At 70.2% G+C, this 20628-nt stretch carries 9 protein-coding genes and 1 pseudogene; 8 read left to right on the plus strand and 2 right to left on the minus strand.

Annotation, left to right across the window (positions count from 1 at the left end):
• Positions 1-81 precede the first annotated feature (81 nt).
• The 8 genes and pseudogenes from rsgA (ABT137_RS25060) to ABT137_RS25095 all read left to right on the plus strand — a co-directional run.
• A pseudogene (rsgA, locus tag ABT137_RS25060) lies at positions 82-516 on the plus strand (GTPase RsgA); the annotation flags it as partial.
• Positions 517-890: 374 nt separating this feature from the next.
• The gene (locus tag ABT137_RS25065; protein WP_351712511.1) at positions 891-1400 is read left to right on the plus strand and encodes a type 1 periplasmic-binding domain-containing protein; all 510 of its coding nucleotides are present in this window, start codon (positions 891-893) and stop codon (positions 1398-1400) included.
• A gap of 162 nt (positions 1401-1562) precedes the next feature.
• On the plus strand, positions 1563-12620 hold the full coding sequence (locus ABT137_RS25070; protein WP_351712513.1) for a LamG-like jellyroll fold domain-containing protein: 11058 nt from the start codon (positions 1563-1565) through the stop codon (positions 12618-12620).
• Positions 12621-12719: 99 nt separating this feature from the next.
• Complete coding sequence (locus ABT137_RS25075) at positions 12720-13262, plus strand: DUF8467 domain-containing protein (protein ID WP_351712515.1); 543 nt, start codon at positions 12720-12722, stop codon at positions 13260-13262.
• A gap of 638 nt (positions 13263-13900) precedes the next feature.
• On the plus strand, positions 13901-15007 hold the full coding sequence (gene rsgA / locus ABT137_RS25080; RefSeq protein ID WP_351712517.1) for a ribosome small subunit-dependent GTPase A: 1107 nt from the start codon (positions 13901-13903) through the stop codon (positions 15005-15007).
• Positions 15008-15160: 153 nt separating this feature from the next.
• Complete coding sequence (locus tag ABT137_RS25085; protein WP_351712589.1) at positions 15161-16573, plus strand: bifunctional transcriptional activator/DNA repair enzyme AdaA; 1413 nt, start codon at positions 15161-15163, stop codon at positions 16571-16573.
• Complete coding sequence (locus tag ABT137_RS25090) at positions 16573-17061, plus strand: methylated-DNA--[protein]-cysteine S-methyltransferase (RefSeq protein WP_351712519.1); 489 nt, start codon at positions 16573-16575, stop codon at positions 17059-17061. Before ABT137_RS25085 ends, ABT137_RS25090 begins: the two co-directional genes overlap by 1 nt.
• 395 nt (positions 17062-17456) lie before the next feature.
• Positions 17457-18638 carry an SGNH/GDSL hydrolase family protein gene (locus ABT137_RS25095; protein ID WP_351712521.1) on the plus strand — a complete coding sequence of 394 codons (1182 nt, stop codon included), beginning with the start codon at positions 17457-17459 and terminating at the stop codon, positions 18636-18638.
• Positions 18639-18668: 30 nt separating this feature from the next.
• Here ABT137_RS25095 and ABT137_RS25100 read toward each other — a convergent pair whose 3' ends face one another.
• Both ABT137_RS25100 and ABT137_RS25105 read right to left on the minus strand, forming a co-directional pair.
• Positions 18669-19154 (minus strand): DUF456 domain-containing protein, encoded by a 486-nt coding sequence (locus ABT137_RS25100; RefSeq protein ID WP_351712523.1) that lies wholly within the window; start codon positions 19152-19154, stop codon positions 18669-18671.
• A gap of 36 nt (positions 19155-19190) precedes the next feature.
• Complete coding sequence (locus ABT137_RS25105; protein ID WP_351712525.1) at positions 19191-20171, minus strand: helix-turn-helix domain-containing protein; 981 nt, start codon at positions 20169-20171, stop codon at positions 19191-19193.
• Positions 20172-20628: the final 457 nt, after the last annotated feature.

Below are 20628 nucleotides of genomic sequence, written 5' to 3' on the forward strand. Positions count from 1 at the left end.
ACCGGAAGTTCATCCACTCCACCTCCGCGGCCACCGGCTGACCTCTCGACTTCCCGGGGCCGCCCTTGTGAAGGGTCACCCTTGACTTCCAGCTCCGCTGTTTTCTCCGCGCTCGCTCCCTACGGCTGGGACGAGACCTGGGCGAAGGAGTTCGCCCCCTACGAAGCCGAAGGACTGCTCGCCGGGCGTGTCGTCCGCGTCGACCGCGGGCAGTGCGACGTCGTCACCGCCGGCGGTCCGCTGCGCGCCGACACCGCGTTCGTCACCCCGCCCGATCCGATGCGCGTCGTGTGCACCGGCGACTGGGTCGCCGTGGAACCCGGCGGCAACCCCCGTTACGTGCGCGCGTATCTGCCGCGCCGTACCGCCTTCGTGCGCTCCACCTCCTCCAAGCGGTCCGAGGGGCAGATCCTCGCCGCCAACGTCGACCACGCGATCATCGCGGTGTCCCTCGCCGTCGAACTCGACCTCGGCCGCATCGAACGGTTCCTGGCGCTGGCCTGGGAGAGCGGGGCGACTATGCAGCGGAGGGACACCCGGTCTGCCGTCACCTCGTTGCAGGCCGACCCCGGATACCCGGGGTGCCGTGATGAAGGCGGGGCTCTGGATCGTCGAGGCTCGTCTTGATCTACGTGCTCGCCTCCTCCTGCCGTGCCACGCACGCCCGGAAGGGTCTGCCGGGGATTCCTCGGTAGCGGGTGCCCGGCCGCTCTCTTGTGTGGATCCACTGCGCGAAACCCGTCCTCCGGTGAATTTTCGAAGAACAGCGGCACGCCATTCAGGCCCTTCGCCGTGCCAGTCCGCGCAATTCCGGTCACCGGCAAGCTGGTTTATGCTCGCGCCGTTTGCGGCGACGACCGGTCGGCGCTGGTGCGAAGGGGTGGGTGTGCATGCGGAGGAAGCTCTGGGCCTGGGGCGGCGGGGCCGTGGCGGCGGTGGCCGGAGCGGTGGCGGTCCTGGGCGTGTCGGGCGGAGGCGGGGACGGCAACCCCACGCCGAGAGCCCGTCAGTACACCTCCTTCGCGGCCTGCCTGCTCACGGACGCCAACGGGATCACCGGCGCCCAGGCTGCACCGGTATGGGCCGGCATGCAGGACGCATCCCTGGCGACTCACGCCAAGGCCAGCTACCTGGCGGTCGCCGGGCCGGAGACGGAGGCCAACGCGCAGGCCTACGCGAACACCCTGATCCAGCAGCGTTGCGACCTCGTCCTGGCGGTGGGCAAGGGACCCGCCTCGGCGGTGCGGAAGTTGGCGCCGAGTTCGCCCGAATCCCGATTTATTACCGTCGGCTCCGGATCCACCCTGCACAACGTCCGTTTCATCGCCGCCACTTCAAAGACGCGTACCGCCGTGGCGAGAGCGATGGAAGCCGTGGTCGATGCAGCACAGAAGGAGTGAATCCACCTTTCTGTAACCCTGTAGATGTCTTTGATCCCCGATATCCCCAGGTGAATCTAAAGAAAAGTCAATGGAGTTTCCACTTATCTGGTGCTGACAGCTCACGGTGCTGTTGAGTCGGCCCGCTTGGTGATCATGTGCTGATTCTCGTCAGGAGCTGTGATGCGCTCTCGTCGTCTCCGTCGTTCCGCCCGGCGGATACGCCTGCACCGCAGGGTCGTTCGCGGCGCCACCGTCCTGGTGCTGGCCTGCCTGGCGATGATGCTGGCCGGGGAGTCGGCAGTGGCGGACGGCCGCGGGCTTCCCCCGTTGTCGGTGCCCAGCTTCTCCGACGTACTGGGCTGGCTGAAGGACCCGGCCTCCCCGCACTGGGGGCATCTGCCGCGCCAGCGGTCCGGGTCCGCCGCCGGGCACAGCCACCACGCGTCGGCGGCCTCGACCCGCGCCCACCGCGGTGTCGGACACAAGCCCGGCCACGGCAGAGGCGAACTTCCCCTCGCCAAGCCCTACACGCGCAAGGTCGCCAAGGGCCCGAGCGCCACCCGGCTCGGGTTCAACGCCAGGACCAGCAGGCGAGTGGCGGCCAAGTCCACCGCGACGTCGAACTACTTCAAGAACACGGACGGCTCCTACAGTCGCAGCTACTCCCTGCTCCCGGTCAACTACCGTGACTCGAATGGGGACTGGCAGCCCATCGACACCCATGTCGTGCGCGGAGCGCACGGCCGCTGGGCGGAGAAGGCCAACTCGCCTGCGGCGGACTTCGCCGCCACCGGTTCCGATGCCGCACTGGCCCGCCTGACCATGAGCGGCGGACGGCAGCTGTCCTACGGCCTGTCCGGAGCGAAACCCGTCGCGCCTCAGGTCTCCGGATCCACCGTCTCCTACCCCGACGTGCTGCCGGATACCGACCTGAACCTTCAGCCGACCGCGACCGGGCTGAAGGAGTCGATCGTCCTCGCCTCCTCCAGGGCGGCCGCCTCATGGGACTTTCCGCTCGACCTGAAGGGCCTCACCCCCGTCGAGCTGAAGGACGGCTCGATCGCGCTGCGCGACTCCTCCGGAAAGAACGCCGGCGAGATCCCCCCGGCCTACGCCTATGACTCCCACGTCGACCGGCATTCGGGCGAGCGAGCCACCACGCACGCCGTCCACTACACCCTGACGACCTCCGATGACCGTCCCGTGCTGCGGGTGACGCTGGACGCGGCGTGGCTGCACGCCCCCGGCCGGGTCTTTCCGGTCACTGTCGACCCCTCGTTCGACAACGAGCAGGCGATCACCACCTATGCCGAGTCGGGCAGCCCCGGCGACCACTCGATGGAGCAGGCCATCAAGGTCGGCTCCTACGACTCGGGCACGCACTCCGCAGTGTCCTACCTTCAGTTCCCCGGTCTCGGACTTGACGGCTCGCAGGTCTCGGTCTCGGCGGCCTCTCTGAGCCTGTACGACGTGTGGTCGTCGACCTGCACGGCCGAACGGTTCGACGTCGCGCCGGTCAGTTCGGCCTGGACGCCCTCCTCGATCACCTCCTACCCGGGGCCCTCTCACGGTTCGTCGATCGGCAACGCCACCCCTAACACGCCCAACGGGTGCGCGAACAGCAGCGGGGACCTCAGCAAGGGCGACTGGGTGACGGTCACGCTGTCCGCGTCGACCTTCAACACCTGGGCCTCGGCGGCCGGCGCGTCGAGCGACCACGGGCTCGCCGTCTACGCGTCGACCTCGGACGCCCTGCACTGGAAGCAGTTCGGCTCGATCTACGACGTGGCGTACTCCCCGAGCCTGATGCTGACCTACACCGGCGCCATGCTGCCGCAGGTGGTGAGCGCCAACCCGGTGAACAACGCGTCCGTCACCACGCTCACCCCGCAGCTGTCCGCGGTGGCGCACATCGACCCGAACCTGACGACGACCCAGAAGTACGACTTCCAGGTCTACAACACCTCCGGCACGAAGCTCGCCGACTCCGGCAACATCACGGCCAACTACTACAACGTGCCGGCCAACAAGCTGACCTGGGGCAAGGCCTACTACTGGGAAGTGCAGGCCTACGACGGCACCAACTACTCCCCGGGGCCGCAGTGGCAGCAGTTCACCACGCAGGTGCCCCAGCCGGTGGTCACCTCCGGCCTCTCCCAGAACACCGACGGCCACGGCTACAACCCGGCCGTCGGCAACTACACCACGTCGGCGACCGACGCGAACGTGGCGACTCCCGGCCCGTCCCTGACCGTGATCCGCGACTACAACTCCCGTGACCCGCGCATCGCCGGGGCGTTCGGCGCAGGCTGGTCCAGCGTGTTCGACGCACGCGCCACCGAGCAGTACGACTCGACGGGCGCCGTGACCGCGGTGTACGTCACCTATCCCGACGGCTCGGCCGTCGGGTACGGAAAGAACTCCGACGGGTCCTTCTCGCCCCCCGAGGGCCGGTTCGCGACCTTCAAGAGCGTGACCGGCGGCGGCTACACGCTCACCGACAAGAACGCGACCGTCTACACGTTCACCCACCAGCTGGGCTCCGGCGCCTACGGCATCTTCTCGATCACCGACGCCAACGGCCGTGCGGAGAACTTCACCTGGACCGGCAATCAGATCACCGCGATGACCTCAGCGGTCTCGCAGCGCGCCGTTCACCTGAGCTGGAACACCCCCTCGGGCGCGACGAGCCCGCACGTCGCCACCGTGACGACCGACCCGGTGACCGTGGGGCAGTCCGGGACGGCGCTGACCTGGGCGTACTCGTACACCGGTGACCAGCTGACCAAGGTCTGTTCGCCGACGGACACGGCCAACGGCACCGGCTGCACCCGGTACGGCTACACGAGCGCCTCGCAGGAGCACAGCCAGACCCTGGACCTGGACCCGAACTCGTTCTGGCCGCTGTCGGAGGCCTCCGGCACCACGGCCGCGAGCGCCGTTCTGCCCCGTGAGGGCGTGGACAACGCGACGTACAGCAACGTGACCCTGGGCCAGGCCGGTCCGCTGGCCGGCAGCACCTCGACCGCCGCCGGCTTCAACGGGACGTCCTCGTACGTCCAGCTCCCGGACCTCGGCCTCGGCAGCTCCAGCTCCCAGACGATCTCCCTGTGGTTCAAGACCGCCAAGGCGACGGCGGGCGTGCTGTTCTCCTCCTCGGACATGCCCGTACAGGCCACGGCGACCACAGGCGACTTCACGCCGTCGCTGTACGTCGGCACCGACGGCAAGCTCAACGGCCTGTTCTGGTACGGCACGACGACCACGCCCATCACCACGTCGGCCTCCGTGGCCGACAACAACTGGCACCACGTGGTCCTGTCCGGTTCCTGGACCAAGCAGACGATGTGGCTGGACGGCAGCCAGGTGGGAACCTCGGCGGGCTACGGATCCTTCGGGTTCACCGGCAACATGCCCTGGCTGTTCACCCACGCCTACCTGGGAGCCGGTTACCTCGGATCCACCTGGCCGGACCAGCCGCACGCCAACTCGTCGACTCTCTACGGCACTTACTTCAACGGGTCGATCGCCGACGCCTCCTTCTTCGGGCGCCCCCTGGTCCAGGCGGACGTCACCGCCCTCTACAAGGCGGGTACCACGTCGGCCGGCCTGCTCAGCACGGTCACGCGCCCCTCGGGCAAGATCTACGCGTCGGTGACGTACGACCCCACGACGACGGCCGTCACGCACCTGGTCGACGAGAACGGCGGCTCCTGGTCCATGGCGGCGCCGGCCGTGACGGGGTCCAGCCAGGTCTACCGCGGCGCGATTCTGGGCTCGGGGTCCGTCGGCTACTACCGGCTCGGTGAGTCGGCGGGTGCCTCCGAGGCGGTCGACGAGGAGAACTCCGGATCAGGGACGTACGCGGGCACGACGCTCGGGGTGAGCGGCCCCTTCTCCGACCAGACGGCGGCGTCCTTCAACGGCACGTCCTCGTATGTGCAGTTGCCCGTACAGTTGCTGCACACCTACACGGAGCGCAGCGTCGAGCTGTGGTTCAGGACCAGCACGCCCGGCGTCCTCGTCGGTGACCAGTCGGTCGCCGTCGCGGGAGCGACCGGCGCCTCCGGCAGCTGGACCCCGGTCCTCTACGTCGGCAGTGACAACAAGGTCCGCGGCCACTTCTGGAGCGGCAGCGGCAGCGGCGCGACCGCCTTCGGTTCCACGAGCACCGTCACCGACAACAAGTGGCACCATGTGGTCCTCACCGTGTCCGGCAGCACCCAGACGCTCTACCTGGACGGCAACCAGCAGGGCACGTACTCCGGCGCCCCGAACGACCAGGGCAACAACCACCTCTACATCGGGGCCGGCTTCGCGAAGTCGTGGATCGACTCGCCCGGCGACGTCAGCTACTTCACCGGCTCGATCGCCGAAGTGGCGCTCTACCAGCACGCCCTCTCGGGCGATGACGTGGCCTCCCACTGGGCGGCCGGCCGCAATTCATCCGGGATGGCCCCGCTGGAGACGGTGCGGGTGACCGACCCCGGCAACAAGTCGGTCACCTACCAGTACGACCCGCTGAACGGCTACCGGGTCGTCGCGCAGACCGACGGCCTGGGCAACAAGACGACGTACGGTTATGACACCGGCGGCTTCGAGCACACGGTCATCGACCCGGACGGCGACATCACGGCGATAGGCCACGATGTGCGCGGCAACGAAGTGTCCAGGGTGACCTGTCAGAACTTCGCCTCCCTGAAGTGCTCGACGACGTACACCAGTTACCTCCCCGACGACACCAGCGCACAGTTGACGCCCAACCCGCAGAACGACCTGCCGAGCACGGTGCGCGACGCACGCTCCTCGTCCAGCTCCGACAACACCTATCTGACGTCGTACAGTTACGACGCGGCGGGCAACACCACGGGGGTCACCACGCCGGCGGTGCCCGGATTCCCGCACGGCCGTACCACCTCGATCGCGTACACCGACGGCACCACCGTCGCGGCCGCCGACGGCGGGTTCGCCCCCAAGGGCCTTCCGTACCGGACGGTTTCCCCGGGCGGCGCGACCACCACGATCTCGTACTTCGAGAACGGCGACATCGCCTCCATCACCGACCCCGACGGGCAGGTCACGTCGTTCACCTACGACAACATCGGCCGGATGCTGACCAAGAAGGCCGTCTCGGACAGCTATCCGGCGGGCCTGACCACCACCTACGCCTACGACGGCGATTCGCAGATCACCGGTGAGGTGGACCCGGCGGTCACCAACCGGGTCACCAGTGCCACCCACCAGAAGTCGACCAGCACCGTCTTCGACGCCGACGGCATGGTCTCCTCCCAGACGGTCGCCGACCTCGGCGGCGGGGACACCTCACGAACCCAGTCGTACACGTACACCCCGTACGACCAGGTGAAGACCACCACGGACGCGGCCGGCGGCACGACGACGTACACCTACGACGGGTACGGCAACCAGGCGACGGTGCAGGACCCGTCCGGCAACGTGCTGTCCTACGGGTACGACCCGAACGGCAAGCTGCTCACCCAGACCCTGAAGAACTACATCGGCGACCCGGTCAACCCGTCCGCCGCGCGCGACCTCGTCGAGTCCTCCCGCGCCTACGACCCGTCGGGACGGCTGCAGTCCCTGACGGACGCCATGGGCAACGTCACGTCCTACACCTACACCGACAACGGCCTGACGGCCACGGTCACCCGCAGCGACCCGACCGGGCACCAGCACTTCGTCGAGCAGTCCAACACGTACGACGCGGCAGGAAACCTGACCTCGCAGGTCACCAACAACGGTGCCACCACCACCAACTCGACGGTGGACGCCGCCGACCGGGTCACCGCGACGACAGTGGATCCCACCGGCGTGAACCGGACCACGACCGTCTCCTACACGCCCGACGACAAGGTGGCCACCACCACCCTCACCGACGGCACCGGCACCACGCACACCACCAGCTCCACCTACGACCCGATGGGCAACCTCACCAGCCAATCGGTGCACGAGGACGGCGTGAGCCATCCCAACGCCTGGTGGAGTCTGGACCAGACCTCGGGCAGCTCGGTCTCCGACAACTCCGGCAACGGCAACACCGCCACCGCCGGCTCCGGGGTCACCTGGTCGGACGGGGCGGCCCACTTCAACGGATCGACCGGCGGCTCGGGCAGCGTCATCGCGACCAACGGGCCCGTGCTGAACACCGCCTCCTCCTACACCGTCTCCGCCTGGGTGAACCTCTCCGACGCCTCCACGTACCGGACGTTCGTGGCCCAGGGCGGCACCAACCGGGCGTCGTTCTACCTCCAGTACTCGCTGGCCGACAACAGTTTCCGTCTCCACGCGGCCAGCCAGGACCTCGCCTCGCCCTCGGCGTTCTACGACGCCGTCGCCCCGGCACACGCGGCGCTGAACACCTGGACGCACCTGGTGGGTCAGCTCGACGCGAGCACCGGAACGCTGAAGCTGTACGTCAACGGCGCCCTCGCCGCGACCGCGAGCGACCCCTCGCCGTGGAGCGGGACCGGCCCGCTGTCCATCGGCGGCACCGAGACCGCGGGCGGCACCGTCACCGATGCGGTCGCCGGTTCGGTCGACAACGTGCAGGTCTACCAGCGGGCCCTGTCCGCCGGCGAGATCTCGGCCCTGTACTCCAAGGGCCGCAACGGCGGCACCGCGTCCTCCTCGGACCAGGCCACCACGCGCTGGCAGCTCGACCAGCGCGGCCTGCCGCTGTCGATGACCGACCCCGACACCAACACCACCTACTTCAGCTACGACGAAGCGGGCAACCTCGCCGTCACCACCGCCCCCGCCGTCCAGGCCGAGTCCGACGGCGGCGCGCCCGGCCTGGTCCACCCCACGAGCTACACGGGCTACGACACCTTCGGTGGGCCCACCGAGGCCGAGGGCCCGGGCGGAGTCGACACCACCGTCACCACCACCTACGACGCCGTCGGCCGTGTGAACTCCCGGATACTCCCCGACTACACCCCGCCGGGCAGCTCCACCGTCATCAGCGACGCGACCACGTCGTACCAGTACGACGACGCAGGCAACGTCAAGAGCGTCACCGATCCGCTCCAGCACACCACCACGGACCTCTACGACCAGCTCGGCGACCTGGCCCGGACCACCGACGCCAACAACGGTGTCACCCACACGGTCTACGACACCAACGGCGAGGTGCAGTCCCGGACCGACCCCGAAGGCGGCCAGACGCAGGCCACCTACGACTACCTGGGCCGGCCCCTGACCGCCACCTCCCTGGAGCGGTACCCGACGGCGGCCGCCCTGACCACCAACAACTCCTACACGGCCTCCTCGCTGAACCCCGGCGGTGCGTTCCTCGCCTCCACCACGACCCCGGACGGCGTCACCACCGGCTACGGCTACGACGCGGTCGGCGAAAGCACCCAGGTCACCGACGGCGCCGGCAACACCACCCATGCGGCGTACGACGGCCAGGGACGCAAGACCACCGTCACCCTCCCCGACAACACCCAGAACACCGTCACCTACGACCAGCTCGGCAACCCCGTGCGGGTCGCTTCGCTCGACACCGACCACAGCACCGTCCTGTCCTCGCAGTCGGCGACCTACGACGGGGCCGGTCTGCTGCTGTCGGCCACCGACGCCCGTCAGCACACCAGCACCTACACCCACGACGCCCTCGGACACGTGACCGGCGAGACCCAGCCGGTGGACGACACACACTCCATCACGACCTCGTTCGGCTACGACGCCGTCGGCTACGGCACGCGCTTCACCGACGGCCGCGGCAACAGCACCTACTACACCTACAACGTGTGGAACCTGCCCGAGTCGACCGTCGAACCGGCCGTGACCACCTCCACCTACAGCTACACCGGTGCGGCCGACTCGACCTTCACCACCGCCTACGACGCCGACGGGCGCCCGGTCACCCGGACCGCCCCCGGCGGAGTGACCGCCACCACCGGCTACGACAACGTCGGCAACGTCACCTCCCAGTCCGGCACCGGAGCCGAGGCGGCCACCGCCGACCGCACCTTCACCTACGACCACGACAACCGGATGCGCAGCGCGGTCACCGCCGCGATCGGCACGACCACCGCCGCCACCGACGAGAGCTTCACCTACGACGACCGCGGCGACCTGCTGACCACCAGCGGATCGGCCGGAACCGGCTCCTTCGCCTACAACGGCGACGGACTCCTCACGGCGCGCACCGACGCCGCCGGCACCACGTCCTACGGCTACGACAACAACGACCGGCTCGCCAACCTGACCGACCCGGCCACCGGCACCCTCCTCACCTACGGCTACAACACCCTCAACCAGCCGGCCGGCATCCAGTACGGAACCGGCGGAGACACCCGCTCCTACGGCTACGACCACCTGCACCGGCTGACCACCGACACGCTCAAGACCCCCAGCGGCAACACCGTCGCCTCCATCGCCTACGGCTACGACCCCAACGGCAACGAGACCAGCAAGACCACCACCGGACTCGCCGGCGCCGCGAACAACACCTACATCTACGACTACGCGGACCGACTGACCTCCTGGGACAACGGCAGCACCACCACCGCGTACGCGTACGACGACTCCGGCAACCGCATCCGCGTCGGCTCCGACGTCTACACCTACGACGCCCGCGACCAGCTCACCAGCGACGGACAGAACACCTACACCTACAGCGCTCGGGGCACCCTTACCCACCAGTCCGGCACCTCCGGCGCGACCGACTTCGCCTCCGATGCCTTTAACCAGCAACTGACCCAGGGCAGCCGGACCTACCTCACCGACGCCCTCGGCCGGGTCATCACCGACACCGCGGGCGGCGGGGCGACCAGGACCTTCACCTACTCCGGCGTCGGCAACAACCTTGCGTCCGACGGTACGAGCACCTACACCTGGACACCCGGAGACGGCCTGGTGGGCATCGGCACACCGGGCGGCACCCCCGCGACCGCCACTCTGGCCTACACCGACCAGCACGACGACGTGGTCGGCGACTTCACCGCCACCGGCTCCGCCCTGACCGCCTCCACCGGCTACGACCCCCTCGGCAACGTCACCGGCACCACCGGTACCCCCAGCGGCAACCTCGGCTACCAGTCGGGCTGGACCGACAACGCCACCGGCAAGGTCAACATGGCCTCCCGCTGGTACAACCCCGCCACGGGCCAGTTCATGAACAAGGACACCGCGTCCCTGAACCCCGTGCCGAACTCGGCGGCCGCCAACCCCTTCGCCTACGTCGACGACAATCCCCTCACCCGCACCGACCCCACGGGCCAGAGCTGGCTCGGCGACGCCTGGAACAGTGTCAGCCACGGTGCGAGCCGCGCCTGGAACGGATTCACCAGCGCGGTGAGCTCGGGCTGGAACGCCGTCACCCACTACGCCAGCGAGGCATATGACTGGGTGTCGGACGAGCTCTCCAGCGCCTGGAACACCGTGAGCGGCTGGGCCGGCGACGCCTATGACGCGGCATCGCGTGCGTTCGACCGGGAAATGGCCTCACTGGACCGGCAGATCGCCAGCCTCAACCGGCAGATCGCCGAGCTCAACAGGGAGATCGCCGACGCGAAGGCCGTGGCCAAACGCAAGGCCTCCAGTCTGAGACGGATCGCGGCGAACGCCGTGAGTCACGCCGCGCACAGTACCTACCAGGCCGTGGCCAAGCGCGTGAACACCACCACGACCTTCTTCAAGAACCACGCTGCCGCCATCGCGTCGTTCGCCGTCTCCACGGTGGTCTTCGCCGGCTGCGAAGCCGCCGTCACCGCGGGCAGCGGAGGAACCCTGGCCATCCCCGGCGCCGTCGCCTGCGGCGCGCTCGCCGGAGCGGCCGCCGGTCTCGTCGACCAGGGCAGCAAGTGCATGGGCGGACAGAAGGGGGCCTGCTCGGTCAGCGCCTTCGCCACCTCCACCGTGCTGGGCGCCGTGGGCGGTGCCGTCGGCGGTGGCATCGGCGGAGCGCTCGGCGGCAAGCTCGCGGAGTCGGCGCTCGGCGACGCGCTGCCCAAACTGGTCACCAACACCCTGGAAGGCGCCACTATCGGCGGCATATCCGGCGGCGCCACCGGCGCGGCCGACTACGGCCTCACCTGCTCCGAGACCCACGCCGGCTGCTCCTGGTCCGGCGCGGCGGCCGCCACGGCCGACGGCGCGGCGTCCGGTGCCGTCGGCGGTGCCGCGGGCGGTGTCCTCGCCACCGCGGGCGGGAAGCTGTTCGGCGGCAGCGGCTGCGGCGCCACCCACAGCTTCACCGGCACCACAGAGGTCGTGATGGCCGACGGCTCCACGCGGCCCATCGAGAAGGTCAAGGTCGGCGACAAGATCAAGGACTCCGTCCCCGGCGCGAAGGGCACGCAGTCCCACACCGTCACGCGGGTCATCGTCACCCACACCGACCACGACTTCGTGGACGTCACCATCGCCCCCACGAAGCCGACCTCGAAGCCCAAGCCCGGCCTCGGCAGGCGAATCCTGACCAGGGCGGCCCTCGGCCTCGCCGCCTCCGCGGCCGTCGTCACCACCGCCGCCGGCATCTCCCACCCGCACACCCCCGCCGACCACCAGCAACTGGCCGCCGCCACCGTGGCCGAGGCCCCGTCCGCCACCTCCTCCGGCGGGGGCACCCTCACCACCACCTACCACCACCCCTTCTACGACCAGACCCAGTCCGCCTTCGTCGACGCCGAGGACCTCCACCCCGGAGACACCCTCCAGACCCCGACCGGCCCGGCAACGGTCACCGCGGTCCGCCTCTACCACGCACACACGACGACGTACGACCTGACGATCGGTGACCTCCACACGTACTACGTGGAGGCCGGGGACACCCCGGTCCTCGTACACAACTGCGGCGGGGCGCAGAGCACAAACGGAAAGCCGCACTCGACTAAGTGCACCTGTGCCACCGGTGGAAGCCCGCGTATTCCGCCGAACCCGTACGGGCGGCGCGGAAATCCGGCGACCCTGTCGCAGTTGGACGACGTCCGCGATGAGCTTCTGGATGCAAATCCTGACTGGAATCACGTGGCTGGTGGGCGCGATCGGGCGACCGGTCAGGAGCTGCCGGAACGCGCGGTCTACGGATCCAATCCAAACGAGCCGAGATTCCCGGACCTTACGTTCGAACTACCAGACGGAAGCCCGTTCTACGTCAACACGGTGGACACACTCGCTGATGGCGTTACTGCAGACCCGCGAGAGATGGGAAATGCCATCGATATCTATCTGTGGGGCAAGGGGCCAATTCTGATGATTCCCAAGACGAAATAGTGGCGAAAGTTCCCGTGGTACTCCAGGCAGATCGCGGATTGCATGCCGGATCTGCCTGGAGTATTGTCGCCTCGGGACTACGAACTACTGGAGCTGGTCATGGTGAAGACCAAGCAGGCTCAGATTCTCCTTCTGGAGGAGGATGAGAGTCGCATTGTCGAGGCGATACATGAGAGGTTCCCATCAGTCAGGTTCATCAACAACGTCCCCTGGATTTCCGCCGACGCCCCGCCCGCTCACGAGTCATTGTCTGAATGCGGAAGCACAGTAGCGATCTGGAATCCTGTTGTATTCCCGGAGTTGCCGGTCGATGTTCGGAGCAACGGCATGATTTTCGGGCCGCAGGTCGGTCCTGTCGTTCAATGGGTGCGGAGCCGTGAGATAACGCCGGGCGTTCTTGATGCCGGTCGATGGGCTGCGTCATGGAGCGACTCAACAGATCCGGCTATGGTCGATTTCATTGGCGAACTGTGGAAGATCCTGCAGAAGTACACGTCGAACAAGCTGCGTCATGTGGATGCCGTATCAGGTGACATGGTGTCTCAACGCCGGTTCAGGGTCGGGCCCGAAGCCGGCGCCAAGGCGATTTCGGGGGAGATCGCTCTCGTCAGCACGCAATCCGGATTGCTTCCCGAAACGTGATGGAGCGCTTGTAGCGGCAAGCGACCACAAATCAGGAGCCGGCTTCCCGTGGACCGGGGCGGACGGCCTACGTTCCGTCGCACGTACTGTGCGGCGCTGCCTCTGTCGCGGCGCATGGCGCTCAGTCCCCTGCGTCTCGCATGGTGCTGGCTCCTGGAGCCGTCGGGTGCGGGCGACGAACCGTGCAGCTGCGGTCCCATGCTCGCTGGGCGCAAGGCTACAGCCAGGACCGGCCGTGGACCGAAGCCGGAAGTGCACCTTCGGTTCCGTTTCAGTGAGCTTCCCAGGGCGGGAAGGTTCCAACTTGTCCCGATCTCCCGGGAGTTTGCGGAGTCTCGTCCCTCGCTGGAGCGCGCCGTTCGCCTCGCAGCATGACGTTCCGTTCCGGGGCTCCTCGGCGGAAAAAGAGTTGGCCTCCCACTGAGGCGTGTGGATAGTGTTACCTCGGTCCGAAGGGGCCAATGGTTGCCGTTGTTGGCTGAGCGTGATTGGGGAGGTGTGACCGATGGCTGTTGTTGCGATGGGCGCTGCCCGCATCCGGAAGTTCATCAAGTCCACTTCCGTGGCCTCCGGCTGACCTCTCTCTTCTCCCGCGCCAGTGAGCGCGGTGCCGGGGCCACCCTTGTGAAGGGTCCCCCTTGTCTCTCTCTTCCTTCCAGCTTCCTCCTTCGCATCCTCTCGCCCGGTACGGCTGGGATGCGGACTGGGAGACCGAGTTCGCCCCGTACGCGGAGCAGGGTCTCCTGCCTGGTCGTGTCGTACGTGTCGATCGCGGCCAGTGCGACGTCATCACTCCCGCCGGCACCGTCCGTGCCGACACCGAGTTCGTCGTCCCTCGCGACCCCATGAAAGTCGTGTGTACGGGGGACTGGGTCGCCGTCGACCCCGAAGGTGACGATCCGCGGTATGTGCGGACGCTGCTGCCCCGCCGCACGGCCTTCGTGCGCTCCACCTCCTCCAAGCGGTCCGAGGGGCAGATCCTCGCCGCCAACGTCGACCACGCGATCATCGCGGTGTCCCTCGCCGTCGAACTCGACCTCGGCCGCATCGAACGGTTCCTGGCGCTGGCCTGGGAGTCCGGGGCGCAGCCGGTCGTGGTCCTCACCAAGGCCGACCTGGTCCCGGACCCGGTGACCCTCGCGCACCTCGTCCAGGACGTCGAGACGACGGCCCCGGGCGTGCCGGTCCTCACGATCAGCGCGCACGCGGGCGACGGCCTGGCCGCGCTCGTCGCCCTCGTCGGCTCCGGTACGTCCGTGCTGCTCGGCCAGTCCGGCGCCGGCAAGTCCACCCTCGCCAACGCGCTCCTCGGGGAGGACGTGATGGACGTCCGGGCCGCCCGGGACGTCGACGGCAAGGGCCGCCACACCACCACCACCCGCAACCTCCTCGCGCTCCCCGGCGGGGGCGTGCTGATCGACACGCCCGGACTGCGGGGCGTGGGGCTGTTCGACGCCGAGACCGGCGTCGGGCAGGTGTTCGCCGAGATCGAGGAACTGGCGGCGGAGTGCCGGTTCTCCGACTGCGGACACGGGAGCGAACCGGGCTGCGCGGTCCGCCTCGCGGTGGAGACCGGGGACCTGCCCGTGCGCAGGCTGGAGAGCTACCGCAAGCTCATGCGGGAGAACCAGCGGATCGTCGCGAAGACCGATGCGCGACTCCGGGCCGAGATCAAGAAGGACTGGAAGAAGAGGGGCGCGGAGGGGAAGGCGGCGATGGAGGCGAAGAGGGGGCGGTGGCGGTAGGGGGCTGACCGCGGACGCGTGGGGGCTGGTCGCGCACACGCGGCGGCAGCCGCGCATGACACCAGCCCCACGCCGGCGGCGGGGCGCGTCCGCAGCACCACGTCCGAATCCCGCCAGCCCCACCCTCCGCCATCACCCACACTTGAAGGCGTGATGGACGAAGACACCAGGTACGAGGCGGTCCGCAGCCGTGACGCCCGGTTCGACGGCGCGTTCTTCTTCGCCGTCGAGACCACCGGCATCTACTGCCGTCCCAGCTGCCCCGCCGTCACCCCGAAGCGGCGCAACGTCCGCTTCTTCCCCACCGCGGCCGCCGCGCAGGGCTCCGGCTTCCGGGCCTGCCGCCGGTGCCGCCCGGACGCGGTCCCCGGCTCCGCCGAGTGGAACGTCCGTGCCGATGTCGTCGGCCGGGCCGTACGGCTGATCGGCGACGGCGTGGTGGACCGGGAGGGCGTCGGCGGGCTCGCCGACCGGCTCGGCTACAGCGCCCGCCAGGTCCAGCGGCAGCTCACCGCCGAGCTCGGCGCCGGCCCCGTCGCCCTCGCCCGGGCCCAGCGGGCGCACACCGCGCGCACGCTGCTCCAGACCACCGAGCTGCCGATCACGGAGATCGCGTTCGCGAGCGGCTTCGCCAGTGTGCGGCAGTTCAACGACACCGTCCGCGCCGTGTACGCCACCACCCCGAGCGGGCTGCGCGCATCCACGCCCGGCGGCCGCGGCGCACGGCGCGGCTCCCCGGCCGCCGGCATCCCGCTGCGACTCGCCCACCGCGGCCCCTACCAGTCCGGCCCCGTCTTCGACCTGCTGGAACGCGAGGCCGTGCCCGGTGTGGAGGAGGTCACCGGCGCCCCCGGCACGCGTACCTACCGCCGCACCCTGCGGCTGCCGTACGGCCATGCCGTCGTCGCCGTCGAGGAGCGGACCGGCACGACTCGCGCGACCGGTACGGGCCTCGGCGCCCACCCCGGCGGCTGGCTCGAAGCCCGGCTGCGCCTCACCGACCCGCGCGACCTGGCCACCGCCGTACAGCGGCTGCGCCGGCTGTTCGACCTCGACGCCGATCCGTACGCCGTCGACGAGCGGCTCGCCGAGGACCCGCGGCTCGCTCCGCTGGTCGCCGCCCGGCCGGGGCTGCGGTCACCCGGCGCCGCGGACCCGGCCGAGGCAGCCGTACGGGCCCTCGTCGGCACCGCCGGCGCCGAGCGGCTGGTACGGCGGTACGGCAAGACGCTGGACGCCCCGTCCGGCGGCCCCACCCACCTCTTCCCCGAGCCCGCGGTGCTCGCGGGAGCGGAGCCCGACGGCAGCCTCGGCGCGCTGGCCGCGGCGCTCGCCGACGGGAAGCTGCGGCTGGATCCGGGCGCCGACCGGGACGAGGCGGAGGCGGTGCTGCGGGCCCTGCCCGGGATGGACCCGGCGGCCGTCGCCACCATCCGCGTCCGCGCCCTCGCCGACCCCGACGTCGCGCTGCCCGGCCTGCCCGGGCTCGACGTACCGGACGAGTGGCGGCCCTGGCGGTCGTACGCCGTCCGGCATCTGCTGGTGGAAGGAGAGTCGAGGAACTGATGGGTACCACGTACTGGACGCGGATCGCTTCGCCGGTCGGGGAGTTGCTCCTCACCGCCGACGCCGCCGGGGCACTGACCTCCCTGTCCGTCCCCGGGCAGAAGGGCGGCCGGAGCGTCGAGGCGGGGTGGCTGTCCGATCCCGGCCCGTTCCGGGCCGCCGAGGAACAGCTCGCCGCCTACTTCGCCGGTGAACTCAAGGAGTTCCGGCTGGAGTCGAGCGCGCACGGTACCGAGTTCCGGGAGCGGGTGTGGAACGCGCTCGACAGCGTTCCGTACGGGGCGACGACGACGTACGGGGAGATCGCCGCGCGGATCGGGGCCTCCCGGATGGCGGTTCGGGCGGTCGGCGGGGCGATCGGGGCCAACCCGTTGCTGATCGTGCGGCCTTGCCACCGGGTGATCGGGGCGGACGGGACGATGACCGGGTATGCGGGGGGAGTTGAGCGGAAGGTGCGGTTGCTGACGTTGGAGGGCGCGGTGCGCTGAGGCGGAGGTGGGGACGCTCACCGGCGCTTGCCGGGTGCCGCTGCGCCCACCCGTGCCGCCAGGGGGCACCTCCCAGGCCCTTAAGGCACTGGGGGAGGCACGATTGCCCGCAGCTGTGTACGTGGGACGCGGCTGGGGGTACCCCCGGCCGAAGGCTGGGGGAGGAACTGCGCGCTCAGCCCCCACCCACCCGCAGCCACACCACCACCGCCACCACCCCTCCGCTCCCGCCCACCCACAGCCGAACAGACAACGAACAGGCACCGTCCCCACCTCTTCCGGTCCACCCTCCCTGCGCGTTCCGCCACCCGGGTGGTCTCGCGGTCGAGTCGCTGTTCAGGCCACCCCCCATATGTCACCTTCCCCTCCTGTAGGCCTCGGAAGGGCGGGTGTGGATGGGCAAGGTCGGGCGAGTGCTCGCGGTGGCGTTGTTGTCGGTGATGGGGGTGACCGGGCGGGCCGGTGCCGACCCGGATCCCTCGCTCTGGGCCGGGAGCTGGGAGGCCGCGCCCTCCGGTACCGAACCGGCGGTGCCCGGCGCCGCGTACCGCAACGTCGTTCACCTCAGCGTCGGAGGCAGCGAGGTGCGGGTGAGGGTCAGCAACCGGCTCGGCAGCGCCCCGCTGCGGCTCGGCGCCGTCACCGTCGCCCTGCGACAGGGCGACGGCCCGGCCGCCGTACCCGGCTCGATGCGCGCCGCCACCTTCGCGGGCGCCGCCACCGCCGTCGTACCCGTCGGACAGGACCTGGTCAGCGACCCGGTGCCGCTCGCCGTCCCGGCCGCCGCCGACCTGCTGGTCAGCGTCGAGACCCCGGGCGACTCCGGGCCCGCCACCTTCCACCGGGTCGCCCTCCAGACCAGCTATCTCGCCGAGGACGGCACCGGGCGGGCCGACGACGAGGACGGCGGCGCCTACACCCGCACCACCGGCCACTGGTACTACGTCACCGGCGTCGACGTGCATGCCGTGACCCGCGGCACCGTGGTCGCCTTCGGCGACTCCCTCACCGACGGCAACGGCACCAGCATGGACGCCAACCACCGCTGGCCCGACCGCCTCGCGGAGCGGCTGCGGTCCTTCCGGGTCGGCGTCCTCAACGCCGGTATCTCCGGCAACCGGCTCCTGCTCGACAGCACCGGAGGACCGGGGGCCCTCACGCGCCTGGACGCCGACGGGCTCGACCGGAGCGGGGTGCGGACCCTGGTCGTCCTCGAAGGCATCAACGACATCAAGGGCACCCCGGAGACCACGGACCCCGCCGACTTCGTGCGGGCCTACCGGACCATCGTGGCCCGCGCCCACGAGCGGGGGATCCGGGTGGTCGGCGCGACCCTCACCCCGTACGCCGGGTACAGCGGGTACACCGACGCCCGGGAGGCCGTACGGCTGCGGGTGAACGCGCTGATCCGCACCGGACACGTCTTCGACGCGTACGTCGACTTCGACGCCGTCGTACGGGATCCGCAGCAGCCCGGCCGCATTCTGCCCGCCTACGACCCCGGCGACCACCTGCACTTCAACGACACCGGCACGCGCGCCCTCGCCGACGCCGTCCCGCTCGACGACCTGCTCTGAGCACCCACTCCGAGCACCCACTCCGCGCACTCAGCCGGCCCAGATCACCGCCGTCAGCCAGCCGGCCGTGACGAGCAGGCAGGCGAAGAGCTCGGCCAGGACGCTGGAGCCGCCCGCGTTCATCGCGGTGCGCAGGGCGGCCCGCGCCTCGGCGGGCCGGCCGAGACGGAGGCGTTCGTGCAGGTAGATCCCGGCCATGAACCCGGGGATCGCGCCGAGGACGGGGAGCAGGACGAAGCCGAGGACGGCGCCGGTTCCGGCGTACACGCCCATCCGGGGGGTGGCACCGCTCGCCCGGAGCCGGCGCGGGGGCAGGGCCCAGCGGACCACCAGCGCCGCCAGCAGCACCAGGGTCGCCCCGATCAGCACCGACCAGGCCACCGGGCGCGGGTCGTACAGCGCCCACCACAGCACCGCGGCCCACACCAGCCCCGTCCCCGGCACCCCGGGCACCAGCACTCCGCACAGGCCGAGCACCAGGACCAGGCCGACCAGCAGGAGTTCCCCTGCTCCCATCTGCCCAGAGTGCCGGACGGCCGGACGATGCGCAGGTCAGTTCCGGGTCACCCAGCCCCGCTCGTACGCGTGCCAGCCCAGCTGCATGCGGGTCGACACCCCGGCCAGCCCCATCAGCCGCCGCACCCGGCGCTGCACGGTCCGCAGGCCCACATCGAGCTGCTTGGCCACGCTGGCGTCGGTCAGGCCGGCCAGCAGGAGCGACAGCACCTCCAGGTCGGTGGCGTCGGGGCCGTCCGGCTCCTCCTCGCGCACCCCGGTCGCGCCGAGGCGCAGCGGCAGCGCCTCCCGCCACACCGACTCGAACAGGGCGCAGAGGAGTTCCAGCAGACCGCTGGCGTGCACCACCAGGGCCGCGGGTTCCGGGGCGTGCGAGGTGAGGGGGACCAGTGCCAGCGCGCGGTCGGCGACCACCAGCTTCGTCGGCACCCGCTCCACCACCCGCACCTGCTCGTCCCGGCCCAGCGCCGCCGCCAACTCCGGGACGGCGTCCGGCAGGTCGAGCGCCGACCGCTCCACCACCACCCGGTAGCGCACGCCCCGGTGCGCGGCCTGCTCCTCCGCGTCGTTCTCCGTCCCGGCGACGGCCACCGGCTTGTCCGTGACCAGCGCGCACACCTCGTCCAGGGCGCCCAGCTGGAGCTGGAGGAACCGCCGGGCGACGGCCGGGGCGCCGGTCACCACCTCCACCAGGTCGTGCACCGCGGGCTCGGCGGCCGCCGCCCGGTACTCCTCCGCGAGCAGCGCCGCCGCCAGTTCCGCCTTCTCCAGCTCGTGCCGCTGCTGGGTGAGCAGCGCGCCCAGCGCGACCCCGGGCGGCGCCGCCACCCAGCGGCCCGGCCGGCCCGAGGACTGGGCCGCCAGCCCGTGCCGCTCCAGCCGGCGCAGCGCGCGCTCGGTGTCCGGCTCCGCCAGCGTCAGACGCCGCGCCAGACCGGGCACGTCGGCGGCGCCCGCGGACACCAGCGCCCGGTACGCCGACTCGTCCCGTTCGTCCAGCCCCAGCGCTGCCAGCATCGACCCGTGTCCCTCCCTCGAAGCCCGGTGGCCTGGCGGGAACCGGCCACGGCGCAAACCCGCCGCGACCCATCATCGCCGTACCGCGGGTCACTCTGCCAAGATCACGTCACCGCAGCACCTTCGCACGGGAAACCGATCCGTCGTTCACAGCTGACCACCAGGAAGACCCGTCACAATCTGGCCTTCCGGTCGGCGCCGTGGCGTTCGGCCGTGCGAACGGTGACCGGCCCCATGACGCGCGTACGCGTAGGGGATCCGGGGCCGGTCACTCCGGTGTCGCCGGGTGGTTCTCCCGTGGGGGGTGGGACCACCCGGCGACTCACACGTGTCAGCACCGGCACTCCCTGCACTCCCGTCAACCCCTGTCCGGCGTGCCTCGTCCGTGTCGTCCGCGTCATCCGTCTCCTCCGCGCCGTCCGTCTCGCGCGTGTCGTGGATTCCCTTTCCTCGTGCG

The sequence above is a fragment of the Streptomyces sp. NPDC001980 genome (genome assembly GCF_040296885.1).
Lineage (GTDB): Bacteria > Actinomycetota > Actinomycetes > Streptomycetales > Streptomycetaceae > Streptomyces.